The organism is Pseudoselenomonas ruminantium (assembly GCF_900113715.1).
GTDB lineage: Bacteria > Bacillota > Negativicutes > Selenomonadales > Selenomonadaceae > Selenomonas_A > Selenomonas_A caprae.
Genome location: NZ_FOQK01000003.1, coordinates 1 through 17,247, shown reverse-complemented (window position 1 = coordinate 17,247; position 17,247 = coordinate 1). Strand labels below are relative to the sequence as shown.

At 53.9% G+C, this 17,247-nt stretch carries 16 protein-coding genes, 1 tRNA gene and 1 pseudogene; all 18 read left to right on the top strand.

The window, feature by feature from the left end; all coding sequences use genetic code 11:
• Positions 1-19: 19 nt before the first annotated feature.
• Positions 20-415 carry a cobalamin B12-binding domain-containing protein gene (locus tag BM181_RS02185; protein WP_075442042.1) on the top strand — a complete coding sequence of 132 codons (396 nt, stop codon included), beginning with the start codon at positions 20-22 and terminating at the stop codon, positions 413-415.
• A 99-nt stretch (positions 416-514) separates the two neighbouring features.
• Positions 515-1,453: a methylmalonyl Co-A mutase-associated GTPase MeaB gene (gene meaB / locus BM181_RS02180; RefSeq protein ID WP_075442040.1), complete on the top strand. Its 939-nt coding sequence runs from the start codon at positions 515-517 to the stop codon at positions 1,451-1,453.
• 28 nt (positions 1,454-1,481) lie between these two features.
• Positions 1,482-1,898 (top strand): methylmalonyl-CoA epimerase, encoded by a 417-nt coding sequence (gene mce / locus BM181_RS02175; RefSeq protein WP_075442038.1) that lies wholly within the window; start codon positions 1,482-1,484, stop codon positions 1,896-1,898.
• 117 nt (positions 1,899-2,015) lie between these two features.
• On the top strand, positions 2,016-3,545 hold the full coding sequence (gene mmdA, locus BM181_RS02170) for a methylmalonyl-CoA decarboxylase subunit alpha (RefSeq protein ID WP_075442036.1): 1,530 nt from the start codon (positions 2,016-2,018) through the stop codon (positions 3,543-3,545).
• Between the two features lie 14 nt (positions 3,546-3,559).
• On the top strand, positions 3,560-3,715 hold the full coding sequence (locus BM181_RS02165) for a methylmalonyl-CoA carboxyltransferase (protein ID WP_075428570.1): 156 nt from the start codon (positions 3,560-3,562) through the stop codon (positions 3,713-3,715).
• Between the two features lie 37 nt (positions 3,716-3,752).
• Positions 3,753-4,142 (top strand): biotin/lipoyl-containing protein, encoded by a 390-nt coding sequence (locus tag BM181_RS02160; protein ID WP_075428569.1) that lies wholly within the window; start codon positions 3,753-3,755, stop codon positions 4,140-4,142.
• A gap of 186 nt (positions 4,143-4,328) precedes the next feature.
• Positions 4,329-6,173 carry a condensation domain-containing protein gene (locus tag BM181_RS02155; RefSeq protein ID WP_075442034.1) on the top strand — a complete coding sequence of 615 codons (1,845 nt, stop codon included), beginning with the start codon at positions 4,329-4,331 and terminating at the stop codon, positions 6,171-6,173.
• 116 nt (positions 6,174-6,289) lie between these two features.
• Positions 6,290-7,153: a metal ABC transporter substrate-binding protein gene (locus tag BM181_RS02150; protein ID WP_256211261.1), complete on the top strand. Its 864-nt coding sequence runs from the start codon at positions 6,290-6,292 to the stop codon at positions 7,151-7,153.
• Positions 7,154-7,327: 174 nt separating this feature from the next.
• Positions 7,328-7,780 carry a CtsR family transcriptional regulator gene (locus tag BM181_RS02145; RefSeq protein WP_075442030.1) on the top strand — a complete coding sequence of 151 codons (453 nt, stop codon included), beginning with the start codon at positions 7,328-7,330 and terminating at the stop codon, positions 7,778-7,780.
• Positions 7,781-7,813: 33 nt separating this feature from the next.
• Positions 7,814-8,365, top strand: coding sequence for a UvrB/UvrC motif-containing protein (locus BM181_RS02140; RefSeq protein WP_075442028.1), 552 nt, complete (start codon positions 7,814-7,816; stop codon positions 8,363-8,365).
• A complete protein-coding gene (locus BM181_RS02135) occupies positions 8,352-9,440 on the top strand; it encodes a protein arginine kinase (protein WP_075442026.1) in 1,089 nt (362 codons plus the stop codon). Before BM181_RS02140 ends, BM181_RS02135 begins: the two co-directional genes overlap by 14 nt.
• A complete protein-coding gene (locus BM181_RS02130) occupies positions 9,437-11,932 on the top strand; it encodes an ATP-dependent Clp protease ATP-binding subunit (protein WP_075442024.1) in 2,496 nt (831 codons plus the stop codon). The genes BM181_RS02135 and BM181_RS02130 overlap by 4 nt, the downstream gene beginning before the upstream one ends.
• Positions 11,919-12,047, top strand: coding sequence for a hypothetical protein (locus BM181_RS15475; RefSeq protein ID WP_255449194.1), 129 nt, complete (start codon positions 11,919-11,921; stop codon positions 12,045-12,047). Before BM181_RS02130 ends, BM181_RS15475 begins: the two co-directional genes overlap by 14 nt.
• A gap of 1 nt (position 12,048) precedes the next feature.
• Entirely contained in the window at positions 12,049-13,428 is a 1,380-nt protein-coding gene (gene radA / locus BM181_RS02125) for a DNA repair protein RadA (protein ID WP_075442022.1), read from the top strand.
• Between the two features lie 95 nt (positions 13,429-13,523).
• Positions 13,524-14,684 (top strand): D-alanyl-D-alanine carboxypeptidase family protein, encoded by a 1,161-nt coding sequence (locus BM181_RS02120; protein ID WP_143092086.1) that lies wholly within the window; start codon positions 13,524-13,526, stop codon positions 14,682-14,684.
• Positions 14,685-15,073: 389 nt separating this feature from the next.
• Positions 15,074-15,158: transfer RNA gene (locus tag BM181_RS02115), tRNA-Leu, on the top strand.
• A gap of 390 nt (positions 15,159-15,548) precedes the next feature.
• Positions 15,549-16,892, top strand: coding sequence for a GumC family protein (locus BM181_RS02110; protein WP_075442018.1), 1,344 nt, complete (start codon positions 15,549-15,551; stop codon positions 16,890-16,892).
• A gap of 13 nt (positions 16,893-16,905) precedes the next feature.
• Positions 16,906-17,247 (top strand): annotated as a pseudogene (locus BM181_RS02105) (sugar transferase); the annotation flags it as partial.

The window sequence follows — 17,247 nt, the reverse complement described above, 5'->3', positions numbered from 1 at the left end:
GTTTTTGGAGGAATTCAAAATGGAAAAGAAAATCAGAGTATTAGTTGCTAAACCGGGCCTTGACGGCCATGACCGCGGCGCTAAGGTCGTTGCCCGCGCGCTGCGTGATGCTGGCTTCGAGGTCATCTATACGGGGCTTCGCCAGACGCCGGAGCAGATTGCTGAAGCTGCTCTGCAGGAGGACGTCAATGTTGTTGCTATGAGCATTCTTTCGGGTGCTCATGGTCATCTGTTCCCGAAAGTCGTCGACCTTCTCCATAAGAATGGCATGAACGATGTATTGATCATCGGTGGTGGTGTCATCCCAGAAGGCGATATCCCGGCTCTCAAAGAGGCCGGTGTTGCGGAAGTGTTCACGCCGGGCACTCCGACTGGTGATGTTGTCAAATTCATCAATGAGCATGTAAAACTCTAAGAAACAATGGTGCTGGGAGGGAGAGTCAGGAGACACATTCCGGTCTCCGGCTCTTGCCCGGCCTTATTTATGTAGAAACTACCGAAAGGTGGTGGCATTTTGGATATCGCAGAAGAACTGCTCAAAGGCAACCGGCTGGCACTTTCACGGGCCATCACGGCTATCGAGAATGAATACGATGAAGCGACAGACATCATGAAGAAGCTTTATCCCCACACCGGTCATGCTTATGTTTTGGGTATCACGGGGCCGCCAGGTGCAGGCAAGAGTACCCTCTCGGACAAGATTGCAAGAGAGTACCGTGCACAGGGAAAGACCGTTGGTATAATCGCTGTTGACCCGACCAGCCCGTTCACGGGCGGTGCCATCTTAGGCGACCGCATCCGCATGAATGGACTGACACTTGACGAGGGAGTCTTTATCCGCAGTATGGGCACCCGCGGCAGCCTGGGTGGTCTTTCGCATAAGACCGCCGATGCTGTCAAGGCAATGGATGCTTTTGGAAAGGACATCATCATCGTCGAGACCGTCGGTGTTGGACAGTCAGAGGTAGATATCGTCAAGGCCGCGGATACGACGATGGTCGTATTGATTCCGGGCATGGGCGATGACATCCAGGCAATCAAGGCAGGCATCCTGGAGATCGGGGATCTCTACTGCATCAACAAGTCTGATCTTGATGGTGCGGACAAGCTGGTCCGCGAGATCAACATGATGCTTGATCTTGACAGTCTGATGACGGATTGGCGTCCGCCGATCACCAAGGTGGTAGCCAGCCAGAATGAAGGCATAGCCGAACTGTTAGGAACTGTAGATAAGCACAGGACGTATATCGAGGGCAATGGCGAGCTAGCCAAGCGCCGCACGAAGCGTACCCGTGATGAGATGCTTGACATCCTCAGCAGCAACATCGGCAGCTACATCAAGAGCAAGATTGTCGATAGTGGCAGACTGGATGGCTATGTAGAGCAGATCAAGCAGCATAAGACCGATCCGTACACGGTAATCGGTGAGGTTATGGGCGAGATGCTCAAATAAATCTTTTATCCGAATGGAGGAATTCATCATGTTCAAAGTATTAGGTGTAGATCATATTGGTATTGCTGTTTCGGACCTCAAGGAAGTCGGTTCCTTCTGGAGTGATATGCTTGGCCTGCCGGCTAACGGCGAAGAGACGGTTGCTGAGCAGAAAGTGACGACGGGCTTCTTCCCGACGCCGAATGGCAGTGAGATTGAGCTCTTAGCAGCAACGGATGAGACTTCCCCGATTGCAAAATTCATCGAGAAGAATGGCGGCCGTGGTGGCATCCAGCACATTGCCCTGCGTGTAGACAACCTGGAGGCAGCTCTGGCTGATCTCAAAGAGAAAGGTGTCCGCCTGATTGATGAAACGCCGCGTATCGGTGCCGGCGGTGCTAAGATCGCCTTTGTCCATCCGAAGGCTTCGCATGGTGTCCTGCTCGAACTTTGCCAGCGCGATTAATACCTGGTAATAAATTAGTCTTGCAATTTTCACACAAATAGTGCAAAATAGAGATTGCAGTACATGAGGATTTTGTCATTGACAGGATGCTCACAAGCTAATTATAGGAGGTATATAATGGCTACTGTTCAGGAAAAGATTGAATTAATGCATGCAAAAAAAGAGCATATCATGCAGGGCGGCGGTCAGGCTCGTATCGACAAGCAGCACGCAAAGGGCAAACAGACGGCCCGTGAGCGCATCAACAAGCTGTTTGATGAGGGTACGTTCGTCGAACTCGATATGTTCATGAAACATCGTTGCTCGAACTTCGGCCAGGAGAAGAAAGAACTCCCGGGCGAGGGCGTTGTAACGGGTTATGGTACGGTCGACGGCCGTCTGGTTTATGCTTACGCACAGGATTTCACCGTTGAGGGTGGTTCGCTGGGTGAGAAGCATGCCCATAAGATCTGGAAAGTCATGGATCTGGCCATGAAGATGGGCGCTCCATGCATCGGCATCAATGATTCGGGCGGTGCCCGCATCCAGGAAGCAGTCGATGCTCTGTCTGGCTACGGTGGTATCTTCTATCGCAATACGGCAGCGTCGGGCGTCATCCCGCAGATCTCGGTCATCATGGGACCGTGCGCCGGCGGTGCTGTATACAGCCCGGCTATCACGGACTTCATCTATATGGTCAAGAACACGAGCCAGATGTTCATCACGGGCCCGGCTGTCATCAAATCGGTAACGGCTGAGGAAGTGACGGCTGAGGCTCTGGGCGGTGCTATGACCCACAACACGCGCAGCGGTGTTGCTCACTTCGCAGCTGAGGATGAGGACGACTGCATCAAGCAGATCCGTTACCTGCTGTCCTTCCTGCCGAGCAACAACATGGAAGATGCACCAATCATGGAGACCGGTGATGATCCGGATCGTCAGGATGAGGAACTCAACACGGTCATCCCGGATAATCCGAATGCGCCGTATGATATGAAGGATGTCATCCGCTCCATCGTCGATAACGGGGAGTTCTATGAGGTCCATGAGCATTTCGCTACGAATATCATCTGCTGCTTTGCTCGCTTTGATGGCCGCAGCGTAGGTATCATCGCCAACCAGCCGAATGTCATGGCTGGCTGCCTCGATGTCGATGCCTCGGATAAGTCGGCTCGCTTCATCCGTTTCTGCGATGCCTTCAATATCCCGCTCGTCAACCTAGTCGATGTACCGGGCTTCCTGCCAGGCGTCGATCAGGAGCACAACGGTATCATCCGTCATGGCGCGAAGATGCTCTATGCATACAGCGAGGCTACGGTTCCTAAGGTCACGGTCATCACGCGTAAGGCATACGGCGGTTCCTATATCGCTATGTGCTGCCGTGAGCTCGGTGCAGACCAGGTCATGGCTTGGCCGACGTCGGAGATCGCTGTCATGGGCCCGGCAGGTGCTGCGAACATCATCTTCCGCAAAGATCCGGATAAGGATGCCAAGACGGCTGAGTATGTCGAGAACTTTGCTACGCCGTACGTTGCTGCAGAGCGCGGCTATGTAGACATGGTCATTGAGCCGAAAGAGACGCGTCCGCGCATCATCACGGCTCTCAATGCACTGGCCAGCAAACGTGAAGTTGGCCCGGCTAAGAAGCACGGCAATATTCCGCTTTGATCGGAGGGTGTGCTATGAAAACAGAAGCAAATGGCGTATCGCCTGAGGTAGTAGCTGCTATCACGGCTGCTGTCCAGATGATGATGTCGAATAAAGTCATCGCTGTCCGCATCAAGCGCAGCGATGTATGGGCTCTGTCCGCTCGTGGCGGTCTGGCCAAACAGTTTTGATTGATTCCGAAGTTGAAGGTATTTGGAGGAATTATTAATGAAAAAGTTCAATATTACCGTTAACGGCAATGCTTATGAAGTAGAAGTCGAGGAAGTGAAAGCCGCTGCTCCGGCAGCTCCGAAGGCTGCTGCACCGGCTCCGAAAGCTGCTCCGGCACCGGCTCCGGCTGCACCGGCAGCTCCGAAGAAAGAGGCTGTTGCCGCTGGCGCTGGTGAGCATTCCATCGATGCTCCGATGCCGGGCAAGATCGTCAAACTCGTTGCCAGCGAAGGCCAGGCTGTCAAAGCCGGCGAGACGCTGCTGATCCTCGAGGCTATGAAGATGCAGAACGAGATTGCTGCTGATGCTGATGGCGTTGTCAAGAAATTCAACGTCGATGCTGGCCAGAGCGTCAAAGCTCATGAGTCGCTGGTGATCCTCGGCTAAGCCGTACAGATCGGATATTGCGTGAAGCTCCCTTCAGGATTTTCCTGAGGGGAGTTTTTTGTTGCCGGTGATGCCGGGATGTTTTTCACGTGTCAAGCAGGGAAAAACTGTCATTTTGGCGAAATCCTAAGGATAACAGTGGCATAAACTGCCTTAGGATCATGATGTAGAGGAGCGCTGATCAACGTGCGTAAATGGAGTGTAGAGGAGCTGCCAGCCGGGCAGCAGGGAAGTCTTCGCCAGCTGTATGGCGCACAGCTGGATGAACGCCGGGGATATACGGCCCATCGGATACAATATGTCAGGGACTTGACGGAAAGCGAGCGGCAAGTGGTGACGTATGGGGAGACAACGCCAGTGAGTCCCCTGCGGCAGAATCTCTATAAGCTGGAGGGGAAACTGCTGCCCCTGCGCTTCAATCTGGCAATCCGGACGCTGACTGAGCAGGAGGATGTCCTGCGGACGAATTACTGTGTGGCCGGAGACAAGATGCTGGCTGTGGTGTTCAAGGAGCGGCGGAATCTGCCGGTGATCATCTATCGCAATCTGGAACAGACCTCGGGAAAGGATCTGGATGAGCAATTGCGGCGCCTGATGGAGGCTGATCTGCGCCAGGGCTTTGATCTGCGCTATGGCAGCCTGCTGCGTTTTGCGGTCTATCATACGGGGGCCTCGGAGTATGCGGTAGTCGTGACTGGTGTGCAGGCCGTGATGGATAATTTCGATGTCCGCAACATTTTCCGCTATATACACAACCTGCCCTTGGAGAAGGCGCCGGCAGCGGCGACTGCCACGGCAGGGGGAGCCGAGTCCATCCGCAGCTATTGGCGGCAGCTGCTCAGTGACCTGCCAGGGCTTTCCCGCCTGCCATATGAAGAGACAGGCGCTGGCGGACAGGATGCCGGACAGGAACGCCAGGAGCAGAATTATCTGACGCATATCCCCAGTGCCGTGCTGTCTGATCTGAAGGAATTGTCGAAGGACAACAAGAAGGTCTTGATGTCTGTCCTGCAGACGGCCTGGGGCTTGCTCCTTCAGGGAGAGAACGATTGCCGCGATGTGGCCTTCTGCCTGCTGGCACCGGGCAGTGAGGCGGGCCGTGGCAGTCAGTGCATGCTGCCGCTGCGCGTCCGCGTGGCAGAGGATCCCAAGGTGCAGGAGCTGACGGAGCAGGTGTTCAAGCAGTTTCTGGTCTCGACTTCGTATGCGGCGTTGGCTCGCAAGGATATCCAGGCGGTGCTGGACCAGCAGGAAAAGGGCTTTTACCATGTATTGAATTTCGGTGATTTCCTGCAGGATGAGGGAAGCTATTCGCAGCGCCAGGGCAAGCGGGAAGGGCGCATTGTGACGCAGGAGGTATGGGATACGCGGGAGCTGCATCTGGGTGTGCGTTTCCGTTATGCCGAATGGGAGATTGCCATAACCTTTGCGTATGACTGCCGGTATTTCCAGCCAGCCGGGATCGAGAAGCTGGCGCAGGATTATATCCTGCTGCTGCGCCAGATGGTCATGGATTGGCAGCAGCCTTACAGTGCCTTCCGCGCGAACTGGAGCCGGCGGCGGTCCCAGAGCATGGCGGCCAAGCCGGTGCAGCAGCGGACGAACCTGCTGGATGCACTGCTACAGCTGGAGCTCCTCCAGTCGTGCGACAAAGGATTGGTGCAGGCCTTTGCAGGGACGGCTAAACTGCTTACTTGCTATGAGGGCGACAGGCTTTTCGGGCAGGATGTGGAGGAGCAGCTGTTGTTTGTCGTGCGGGGCAAGCTGGCCCGCAGCATGGAAACTGGCGATGGCTGGTATAATACGCTGGACATTGTCGCGGAGAAAGCCTGGGCAAATGATAGCGTCCTTTTGCCCAAGCGCAGGAATCAGCTGGCTTTGGAAGTATTGACCGATCAGGCACTGTTGCTCGTCATTCCGCGGATCACCATGGAAAGCGTCATGCGCAGGGAGCCGGCGATGGCACAAAGCATCATCATGCATTTTGGCCGCCAGCTGGAAAAATACCAGCGGCTGTGGCTGCAGTCCTAAGCTTGGCTTGACACGTTTGCTACAATGAATCTGTAATGGCAGAGGAAAGCAGAATCAGCCCATGGGGCTAAAGGAGGATTTGTTTGAAAAAAATAGCAGCATTGCTGCTCGTACTGGTGCTGGCCTTTACGGCTGCTGGGTGCAGTTCTTTACAGCAGAGTGGCAATAAGAAGAATTTTACGATCGTGACTTCGTTCTATCCGATGTATATCGATGTCATCAATATCACCAAGGGTGTCGATGGCGTGGAAGTCGTCAATATGACGAAACCGCAGACGGGCTGCCTGCATGACTATCAGCTGACGACTGAGGATATGAAGACGCTGGAGAAGGCGGATGTGTTCGTGGTCAATGGCGCGGGCATGGAAAGCTTCCTCGATAAAGCTGTGAAGCAGAATAAGAAGCTCAAGGTCATCGAGGCAGCGGATTATAAGGATATCAATCTTTTAAAGACTGGTGAGCAAGAAAATCCGCATGTATGGACGTCGGTGACATACTCGATTGCGCAGGTCAAAGCCATCACGGCCAAGCTCTGCGAGGCGGACCCTGCCCATCAGGACGCGTATCGCAAGAATGCGCTTAAGTATTGCACGAGGCTTGAAGCGCTCAAAAAAGAGATGCACGCGGCGCTCGATGAACTGCCGCATAAGGATATCGTGACGTTCCATGAGGCTTTCCCGTATCTGGCCAAGGAATTCAAGCTCAATATCGTCAGCGTCATCGAACGCGAGCCGGGCACGGAGCCGACGCCGCAGGAGCTTGAGGATACCATCGCGAAGGTCAAGGCACTGCCTGTCAAGGTCCTGTTCGTCGAGCCACAGTACTCGCCGTCGGCGGCTGAGACTATTGCCCGTGAGACAGGAGCCAAGATCTATACGCTCGATCCGATCGTAACGGGCGAGGCAAATGAATCTGCTATGGATGCATACATAGATACGATGAAAAAGAATATGGAAACCCTCAAGACTGCACTGCAGTAAAGCCTTTCCTTTGGAGCAAGGTGGCAGACGAAGCCTGACGGATGAGGACAAAAGGAGCTGATGCGTCAGCTCCTTTTTGTGTACCATATTTTCCCAGTAGCAAAATTTTTGCAAAGGCGCTATAATAGAGTAAGATAAAAGTCAAATGGTCAATTATAATAGAAGGTGATTAACGTGAGCAATATCGCAGATTTGATAGAGGCCTATATCCTGCGCCAGCTGGCGGCACAACAGGATGGCAAGGTAGAGCTGCGGCGTACGGACATTGCCGATGAGATTTCCTGTGCGCCATCGCAGATCAGCTATGTGCTGTCGACAAGGTTTACACAGGATAAGGGCTTCGTCGTGGAATCCCGCCGTGGTTTGGGCGGCTTTATCCGCATCGTACAGGTGCCGACGCGCAATATGGTCTATCAGGACATGCTCGATAAGATAGATAAGGATACGGAGCTGCCGATGGTACAGTCCATGGTCCATTATCTGCTGCAGCATCAGATGATAACGAATCGTGAGGCGGCACTCGTGATGCAGGTCGTGGTATCGGCATTCGAGTCGCCGAACTGTACGGATGAGGAACGTGTGCATCTTTTGAAATCCCTGCTGCTGACATTGGAAAATTTCTCGTAGCAGATCGTAGTTTCCGCAAAGGAGGAGAAGCAGATGTTATGTGACGATTGCGGCCGCAACGAGGCGGTCGTTCATATTACCCAGATTGGCCCCGACGGGCGCGTGGAGAAGAATCTCTGTGAGAAATGTGCGGCTGCGTACGGTGAGTTCATGGCAACCGAGCATCATACACGCAATGTATCGATGGATGATTTCCTCAAGGGAATCTTCAGCAATCATACGGATGCAGAGGAAGTGCAGCAGGCGGGGCAGCGGGAGCTGGTCTGCCCGAGCTGCGGCATGAGCTATCGCGACTTCCAGCAGTCGGGCAAGATTGGCTGCGCAGACTGCTACAAGACGTTCCGCCAGCAGCTTGAGCCGCTTTTGCGCCGCATCCATGGCTCGAGCCTTCATCGTGGCAAGATCCCGCATCGCACGGGCGGCACGATTGAGCTCAAGCATGAAATCGGTATGTTGCGCCAAAAGCTGCAGGAAAGTGTGGCCCAGGAAGAATACGAGCGGGCTGCAGAACTGCGCGATAAGATACGGGCATTAGAGGCACAATTGGCGCTGAAGGAAGGAGGTGCAGCTGATGGCAATCAATGAACTGCTGCGGGATAAGGATATTACCTGGCTGAAGAGCGGCGGCACGGATAGCGATGTCGTCATTGCCAGCCGCATCCGCCTGGCACGCAACCTGCGCGGCGAGCCGTTCCCGAACCGGGCCGACTTCAATCAGCTGGCGAAGGTGCTTGTAGCGACGGATGGTGTTTTGCCGGAACTCGAGAAATCGATGGGGATGCCGTTTGACCGTGTCGATGTCGAGCGGTTGTCGACGGTACAGCGTGAAGTCTTGATTGAAAAGCAGTTGATTACGGAGAATCTCGTCAAGAATCCCCAGCATCGGGCCGCTTATGTGTCGGATGACCGCTGCATCAGCATCATGGTCAACGAAGAGGATCATTTGCGTATTCAGTGCTGGGCGCCGGGGCTCAATCTTGACCTGCCGATGAGTACAGCTTCGACGCTCGATGATCTCATCGAGTCCAAGCTCGACATTGCCTTTGATGAAAAGATGGGCTATCTTACGTCGTGCCCGACGAATCTTGGCACGGGCCTGCGTGCTTCGGTGCTGCTGCATCTGCCGGGGCTGGTATTCACGCGTAATGTCGGCAGTATCATCAATATTTCGCCGCAGCTCGGGCTGGCCGTGCGTGCGGTATACGGCGATGCGAAGGAGCCGGTGGGCTGCCTGTTCCAGATTGCCAACCAGCTGACGCTGGGCTTTTCGGAGGAGGAGCTCATCGAGAACCTCAAGAGTGCTGTGACGGAAATCGTTGCGCATGAACGCCGGGCCCGCAAGGCATTGGCACTCTATCGCAAAGAGCAGCTCGAAGATGAAGTATGGCGCGCTTATGGCACGCTGGCCTATGCGCGGCTGCTGTCCGAAAAGGAGACGATGGAGCTTTTATCGAAGGTTCGTCTCGGCATTGATCTCAAGCTCATCAGTGAGGTAACAGCTGACTGCTATGCGGATATCCTGACGGTAAGCCGCAAGAGTTATCTGCAGAATCTGGCCGAGAATGCGAACATGTCCAAGAAAGAAATCGACCGGCTCAGGGCCCGCAAGACGCGGCAAGCGCTGCTGGACCATCGCGTGAGCGCGGAGGAACATCCATGAATTTTCGAAATCACTTTACCAATCGAGCCATCAAGGCGATTGAATTTGCGCAGTATGTGGCGCAGGATTTGGAGCAGGACTACATCGGTACCGAGCATATCCTGCTCGGCCTGCTGCACGAGCGTGAGGGCGTAGCAGCCCAGGCGATGCAGGCGCTCGGAATTACTTTTGAGGCAGCTGTGAGCCAGATCCGCAGTCTCGTGGCCAAGGAGGCGGAATATCCATCGGATAATCCGTACTATACGCCGCGGGCCAAGCGTGTCATGGAGGGGGCTGTCGAGGAGTCGCAGACCCTCGGCCACAGCTACATCGGCACCGAGCATATCCTGCTGAGCCTGTTGCAGGAGACTGAGGGGGCGGCCGTCGAGGTGCTCGAACGGCTCAGCATCGATCCCGATGCCCTGCAGAATGAGGTCATGGACCGCATCGACCAGCCGCATTCGGAGGATGACGGCCCGCAGGAGACGCGGGCGCGCGGCCGCAAGGAAAAAGGTGCGCCGCTGCTCAAGAAATACGGCCGCGACCTCAATCATATGGCCGAAGAGGCGCAGATGGACCCTGTCATCGGCCGGGAAAAGGAAATCCAGCGCGTGATTCAGATTTTGTCACGGCGCACGAAGAACAATCCCATCCTGCTCGGTGAGCCAGGCGTCGGCAAGACGGCAATCGCCGAGGGGCTGGCCCAGCGCATCATCGAGGGAGCCGTGCCCTATATGCTGCAGGACAAGAAGGTCGTGTCGCTGTCGATGGCCTCGCTCGTCGCCGGCGCAAAATACCGCGGCGAGTTCGAGGAGCGGCTCAAGGGCATCATCGAGGAAATCCAGCGGCTGGGCAATATCATCCTGTTCATCGATGAGATGCATACATTGGTAGGGGCTGGTGCTGCCGAAGGCGCGCTCGATGCGGCCAATATCTTGAAACCGGCGTTGTCGCGGGGAGAAATCCAGATTATCGGCGCGACGACTCTCGATGAATACAAGAAATATTTGGAAAAAGATGCGGCGCTTTCCCGCAGATTCCAGACCATCGTGGTCGAGGAGCCGGCACCGGAGGACGCCATCAAGATCCTGCATGGCCTGCGTGGCAAGTATGAAGAATTCCATCGGGCAACCATCGAGGATGCAGCCATCGAAGCGGCTGTCCGTCTGTCGCAGCGCTACATTACGGATCGGTTCCTGCCCGACAAGGCTATCGATCTGATGGATGAGGCAGCTTCCAAAGTACGCATGCGTCAGGTATCCCCTCCCGGCAAGGTGCAGGAAATCCGTGAGCAGCTCGGCAGGCTGCATACGGAGAAGGAAGCAGCGGTCGCTTCGCAGGACTATGAGCGGGCAGCCAAGCTGCGCGATGCCATGCAGACAGCCGAAACTGCGCTCGACGAAGCGCGGCGCAAATGGGAAAAGCGTGGCAATAACCACATTACGGTCACGGCCGATGACATCGCTGATGTCGTAGCCCTCTGGACGGGCATCCCTGTCCGTCAGCTGGCTGCCAAGGAATCGGAACGACTGCTCAATATGGAGAAGATCCTCATGCGGCGTGTCATCGGCCAGAGTGAGGCCGTGACCGCAGTAGCCAAGGCCGTCCGCCGGGCAAGGGCAGGGCTGAAAGATCCGAAGCGTCCGATTGGCTCGTTCCTGTTCTTAGGCCCCACAGGTGTTGGTAAGACTGAGCTTGCCAAGGCACTGGCAGAAGCCTTGTTTGGCAGCGAAGATTCGGTTATCCGCTTTGATATGTCCGAGTACATGGAAAAATACAGTGTATCGCGCATGGTCGGTGCGCCGCCGGGCTATGTCGGCTACCAGGAGGGTGGCCAGCTTACTGATGCGGTGCGCCGCAAGCCGTACTCGATCATCCTTTTGGACGAGATTGAGAAAGCTAATCCGGATGTGTTCAATATCCTGCTGCAGGTGCTCGACGACGGCCGTCTGACCGATGGTCAGGGACGTACCGTGGACTTTCGCAACACGGTCATCATCATGACCTCGAATGCGGGCGCAAGCTTCCTCAAGAAGCAGAATACGTCCTTAGGCTTTGCCATCGGCAGTGCTGCTGATGAGGAGGCACAGGCTGAGGAGAATGCCCGCAAGCGTGTGCTCGGCGAGGTCAAGCGCATCTTCAAGCCGGAGTTCCTCAACCGCATCGATGAGCTGCTGGTATTCCGTCCGCTCGGGCGGGCTGAGCTTGCGAAGATTGTCGATATCCTGCTGCGCGATGTCAAGAAGCGCCTCGAAGAAAAGGAAATCAAGCTCGAAATCAGTCCAGCGGCGAAGAACAAGCTCGTGGATGCCGGTATGGACTTCAAATACGGTGCGCGGCCACTCAAGCGCGCTTTGCAGAAACACATCGAAGATGCGATTGCTGAGCGTTTGCTTGCGCGCAGTTTCAAGGCGGGCGATACCATCTATGTCCGCAAGAATGGCGACAGCCTGGACTTTGTAAAGAAGGAACCGAAGGCGGCCAAGAAGGAGCAGGCTGATGCCGAAAAATAAACTGGCCCCCAAAAGCCTTGGCGGCAGAGTGCTGGATTTCATCCTGAACCTGCTCTGGGCTATCATCTGGCTGGGCCGCTGGACCATTCGCCTGCTGAAAAGGATAGGAAAATGATATGGCAAAGAAAAAGAAAACGGTCTACGTTTGCCAGGAATGCGGCTACGATGCGCCCAAGTGGCTCGGCCGTTGTCCCGGTTGCGGAGCGTGGAATACGATGGTCGAAGAGACCATCACGCCAGAGCCGGCTGGGGGCGGTGGCCTGCGGCTCGGATTATCGGATGCCGTAAAACCGCAGCCGATTGCCGAGGTGCAGGTCGAGGATTTGCCGCGGTTTGCGACAGGCTCGGGCGAGCTTGACCGCGTGCTGGGGGGCGGCGTGATTCCTGGCTCGATGGTACTGATTGTCGGCGATCCCGGCGTTGGCAAGTCAAGCCTCACGCTAAAAGTCTGTGCTGACGTGGCACGCGGCGGCCGCCGTGTGCTTTATGTGACTGGCGAGGAAAGCACACGGCAGGTGCGCATGCGTGCCGACCGGCTGCAGGCAATCGCCGACACCCTTTTTGTCGTCAGCGAGACGAATCTGGAGACGATTGAAGCTCACGTGGCCAATATCAAGCCGGATCTTTTGGTCATCGACTCGATACAGACCATCTTCAAGCCTGACGTGCAGAGCGCGCCGGGCAGTGTCTCACAGGTGCGTGAGTGCTCGGTAGACCTCCTGCGGATTGCTAAGACGAACGGCATTGCTGCTTTTGTCATCGGCCATGTGACCAAGGAGGGCAATCTGGCTGGCCCGCGTGTCCTTGAGCATATCGTCGATACGGTGCTTTACTTCGAAGGCGAGCGCAATGCCGAATACCGCGTGTTGCGGGCGGTCAAGAACCGCTTTGGCAGTACGAACGAACTCGGACTTTTTGAGATGCGTGAGGTGGGACTCGTCGACGTGCCGGATGCATCAAAACTCTTTTTGTCTGATCGCGTGGGCGACAGCGGTACGGTCATCATACCGACGGTGGAGGGGACGCGTCCGCTGCTTGTCGAGCTGCAGGCACTTGTCGCACCGACGCCGTATGTGCCGCCGCGCCGTACGGCTGATTCGGTCGATATCAAGCGCATCCAGCTCTTGCTGGCCGTGCTCGAAAAGCGTGTGCATCTGCAGATCGGTGCCTGTGATGTCTATGTCAAGGTGGCGGGCGGCATTCGCATCGACGAGCCGGCTGCTGACCTCGGCATCTGCGTAGCCATGGCGTCAAGCTTTGCCAACCGCCTGCTGCGGCCTAAGACCATCGTCTTTGGCGAGGTGGGCTTATCGGGCGAGGTGCGCGCCGTTGGCCAGGCTGACATCCGCATCAACGAGGCCAAGCGATTAGGCTTTGAGCATGTCGTGCTGCCGATGAAGAACTACCGGCAGCTGGCTCGTGAGACTGACGGCATCCATCTCTATGGCGCTGAGACCATCAGCGATGCGCTGCGGCTCGCCATGCCAAAAGATTGATTGGCCTCGGGTGCACAATGACAGATAACGTGCTATAATAGTAGAGCCTTTCCAAGTAGGAAGGCTCTATTTTTTATGAGGGAGTTGGGAGAATTTTGAGGTTTTTTCGGAAAATCCTGGCAGGTATTTTGACCGTTTGCCTGCTTAGTATACAGATGCCCCTGGCTGGCGCAGAAGATGGCGAATTGGAGCCGCAGATCAAGGCCAGAGCGGCGATTCTCATCGAGGCATCGACAGGCCGCGTCATCTGGGAGAAAAATGCTGACGAGCGGCACTACCCAGCCAGCATGACGAAAATCATGACGGGAATCCTCGGGCTGGAAAACATCGGCCCGCATACGGAGATTTTCATCTCGCCGACGGCGTCGACCACCGAGGATTGCCCGCTGGGCATCAAGGCAGGGCAGCGCTTGACTGCTGACGAGCTGCTTACAGGTATGCTGATGGTATCGGATAACGGTGCTGCCGTAGCTGTGGCTGAGCATATCGACGGCAATGTTGCAGCCTTTGCCACGCGCATGAACCAAAAGGCGCACGAGCTTGGCATGAAGGATACGAATTTCGTCAATCCGAATGGACTGACGAATGGCAATCATTATTCGACGCCGCGGGACATGGCCAAACTCGCGCGCTATGCGATGGAAAATCCAAAGTTCCGCGAAATCGTTGGGCAGAAGAACGGCTATATCCGCTGGGCTTTTCCTGCCAATCACTCCTTGCCAGTAGAGAATACGAACCTGCTGCTGGGAAAATACGAAGGCATGACGGGCATCAAGACAGGCTGGACACAGGCATCAGGCGGCTGCCTCGCGGCGTCAGCCAAGCGCAATGGCGTGGAACTGATCGCTATAATCATGCAGGCTCCGACATTGGATGACCGCTTTACCGATGCAAAGGCAATCCTTGACTACGGCTTTGACCATGTGAAGATGGTAAAGGGACTGTCCAAGGACCGCGTAAACCGCCGCGTCTGGGTAAAAGGTGCCAAACAGGCAACTGCCGATGTTTATCTGGCCAGTGACATCAACTATCCACTGCTCAATGGTGAGGACGCTTCGCATTACACGGTCACTTACGACCTGCCCAAAGTGATCGAAGCCCCCCATAAGGACGGCGATGTAATCGGCAAAGCCATTATCAAATACGATGGCGAACAGATTGGCACCGTCGACATGACCGTCGGCAAAGTCGACAAGGGCTTCAGCGTCGGCTCCTGGCTCGTAAAGATTTTTGAACCATTGCTGGTGCGGTCGTGAATAATAAATTTTAAAGATGTAAATACTTGAAAGGTATTAGGGGAAGTAGTATAATTTAGATACAAAAAGGACGGCTGATGTGTAGCAGCGTCGGCTCTTCCCTTGTAACTAGTATGTGAGAAAGGCCGCAACCGCTAACAAGCGGCTTTTTTCATATCACAAAGTAGAAAACTACTTGAATAATCCTAAGATGGAGACAATCAGCGTTAGAAATGCCAAACATAAGGATAGCTTTTCATATAGCGTCATGGCTTCACCTCCCCTTGCGGGAAAGTCGACTCATCAACCGTCGCATTAGATTATAACATATATTTCTTGATTGCTCAAAGTTTGACAAGCAAAAAAAAGAAGTATATAATAAGTAACGTTCTCTTATACTGGAGAGTAATGCGGATGTGGCGGAACTGGCAGACGCGCTGGACTTAGGATCCAGTGTCTCACGACGTGCAGGTTCGACCCCTGTCATCCGCACCACTTGAAGATAAGGCCCGTTGTATCGAAATGATGCAACGGGCTATTTTTGTGCCTGAAATATAGAAATACCAGAAAGAGCATGGAAACACGATAGCGTGTAACCATGCTCTTTTTTGTGCAATAGATATGGCTGAATAAATAATGTGCCGTCTCAAAAAGTGTACTTTTTGAGACGGCACATTAGCAAGTTTTATTGTAGCACATAGCAGTGCAAGTGTCTATTTTTTTCATCATTTATAGAAGGAATTCGGACTTTTTGAGACAGAATGATGCTTTTTTATGCAGATTCTAGCGCATATCAAAAAGTACACTTTTTGATAAAACTTGCACGAGTAAAGCTGGCACAAAATATACGAGTAAATACAGATTATGAAGGAGCGACGTAACGATATGGAACACGAAGAGAGCATTGACCTGGGAAGACTCATGCAGATCATGCTGGAGCGGAGGAAGGTAGTAGGCGGTATCATTGCCGGCTGTACGGTACTGGCCCTCGGTACGGCCTTTATCCTGCCAAAACAGTACGAGTCTACGACAATGGTGCAGACGCGTACGGCAGGAAAAGACCTTGGTGGTGCTGCCGCTATGGCTGCCGCTATGGGAATAGGTGGCGGCAGCTCGAATGCCTCGCCGCTCAACTATATCGAGCTGATGAAGTCACGCCGCGTCTTAGACCCGATTATCGATCAAATGGAGTGGCCGGATGAAAAGAAGCCGGAGGCAAAAAGTTTTGCCAAGAGCAACTTAAAAATCGAAAATACCAAGCAGACTAATCTCATCACAGTAACGGCTACGGGCCGTACGCCAGAGGAAGCACAGATGATCTCGCAGGGCGTGGTGGATAACTTCCTGCAGATGCAGACAGAAAATAGCCAGCAGACTCAAAGCCTGCTCATCACATTCCTCAACGACCGCATTGAAAATGCCAAAAAGGATGCTGATGAATCGGCAGCAAAACTTGCTGCTTTCCAGCGTGAGCATAAGATTTATAGCCCAAGCGATCAGGCAAAGCTGGCCATTGAGCAGCTCGCGGCCTTTGATAAAACCATCGGTGAGATGCAGGTAGCCCAGAAATCTGCACAGGCGCAGTATGATGTCGCGACACAGAAACTCGGGGAGCAGAAGGCTGGGGCGCGCAGCTACAACATTAACGACAACAGCACGGTACAGAATATCCGTGCGCAGATTGTAGCCAAGGAAGTCGAGCTCGTCGGTGCACGGCAGAAATACACGGATAGCCATCCGGCAGTAATTACTGCGCAGCGTCAGCTCACACAGCTTAACCAGTCGCTGGCTGATGAAGTTGGTGCCATCGTAAATTCCAATGCGGCCAGCCTCAATGCTGCGCAGATGGAACTGCTGAAGAACCAGGCAGTGGCCCAGGCTCAGGCCAGTGCAGCAAGTGCCAGTGAAAAGGCTATCCGCGAGAAAAAAGCGGAGAAGGAAGGGGAAATTGCCAAGCTGCCAGAGGGCATGATGGATTACATGAAACTTGAAAGCGATGCCAAAATCAAGCAGCAGATCTATACGAGCCTTGTTCAGCAGTGTGAACAGGATAAGATCCAGGAAGCCATGGAAAGCATGGATATTCAGGTTATCGATGCAGCCAACTTGCCGGATGAAGATAAACCAGCTGGCCCAAGGAAGAAGCTGATTATGGCTATTGGTTTTGTTATCGGCTGTTTAATCAGCTTTGGCTATGGATTGATTTGTTACAAGCGCGAAGAAGCATAAAGGAGGCATGTGCGTGTATACACGCAAATTCCCAAAATCCCGGAAGTTAATATTATTCCTAGGTGATGTAGCGCTTATTATTGCTGCTTATATTATTGCCACAAGCATAGCTCTGGATCGTGATATTATCGTTAGCAATATGTATCTTTATTCGGGGATGCTGCCGATAATCTTGATTATCAGTAGTTTGCTTTTGAATATCAATGGTTTGTATTCTATTGGTAGAAAACGTTTTGCAGAAATTATTTTAAGCACGGCTGTGGCTACACTATGTACCTTTATTCTCGTTACTGCATTGAGTTTTTTTATGCATGAGTTTTCGTATTCGCGAATGGTGATTGCGATATGTTCTATT

Bases quoted from the DNA above. Each gene is read 5' to 3' on its own strand.
- BM181_RS02160 (WP_075428569.1), top strand. From the start codon at position 3,753: ATGAAAAAGTTCAATATTACCGTTAACGGCAATGCTTATGAAGTAGAA.
- BM181_RS02130 (WP_075442024.1), top strand. From the start codon at position 9,437: ATGAATTTTCGAAATCACTTTACCAATCGAGCCATCAAGGCGATTGAA.
- mce (WP_075442038.1), top strand. From the start codon at position 1,482: ATGTTCAAAGTATTAGGTGTAGATCATATTGGTATTGCTGTTTCGGAC.
- BM181_RS15475 (WP_255449194.1), top strand. From the start codon at position 11,919: ATGCCGAAAAATAAACTGGCCCCCAAAAGCCTTGGCGGCAGAGTGCTG.
- BM181_RS02165 (WP_075428570.1), top strand. From the start codon at position 3,560: ATGAAAACAGAAGCAAATGGCGTATCGCCTGAGGTAGTAGCTGCTATC.
- mmdA (WP_075442036.1), top strand. From the start codon at position 2,016: ATGGCTACTGTTCAGGAAAAGATTGAATTAATGCATGCAAAAAAAGAG.
- radA (WP_075442022.1), top strand. From the start codon at position 12,049: ATGGCAAAGAAAAAGAAAACGGTCTACGTTTGCCAGGAATGCGGCTAC.
- BM181_RS02140 (WP_075442028.1), top strand. From the start codon at position 7,814: ATGTTATGTGACGATTGCGGCCGCAACGAGGCGGTCGTTCATATTACC.
- BM181_RS02185 (WP_075442042.1), top strand. From the start codon at position 20: ATGGAAAAGAAAATCAGAGTATTAGTTGCTAAACCGGGCCTTGACGGC.
- BM181_RS02110 (WP_075442018.1), top strand. From the start codon at position 15,549: ATGGAACACGAAGAGAGCATTGACCTGGGAAGACTCATGCAGATCATG.
- BM181_RS02135 (WP_075442026.1), top strand. From the start codon at position 8,352: ATGGCAATCAATGAACTGCTGCGGGATAAGGATATTACCTGGCTGAAG.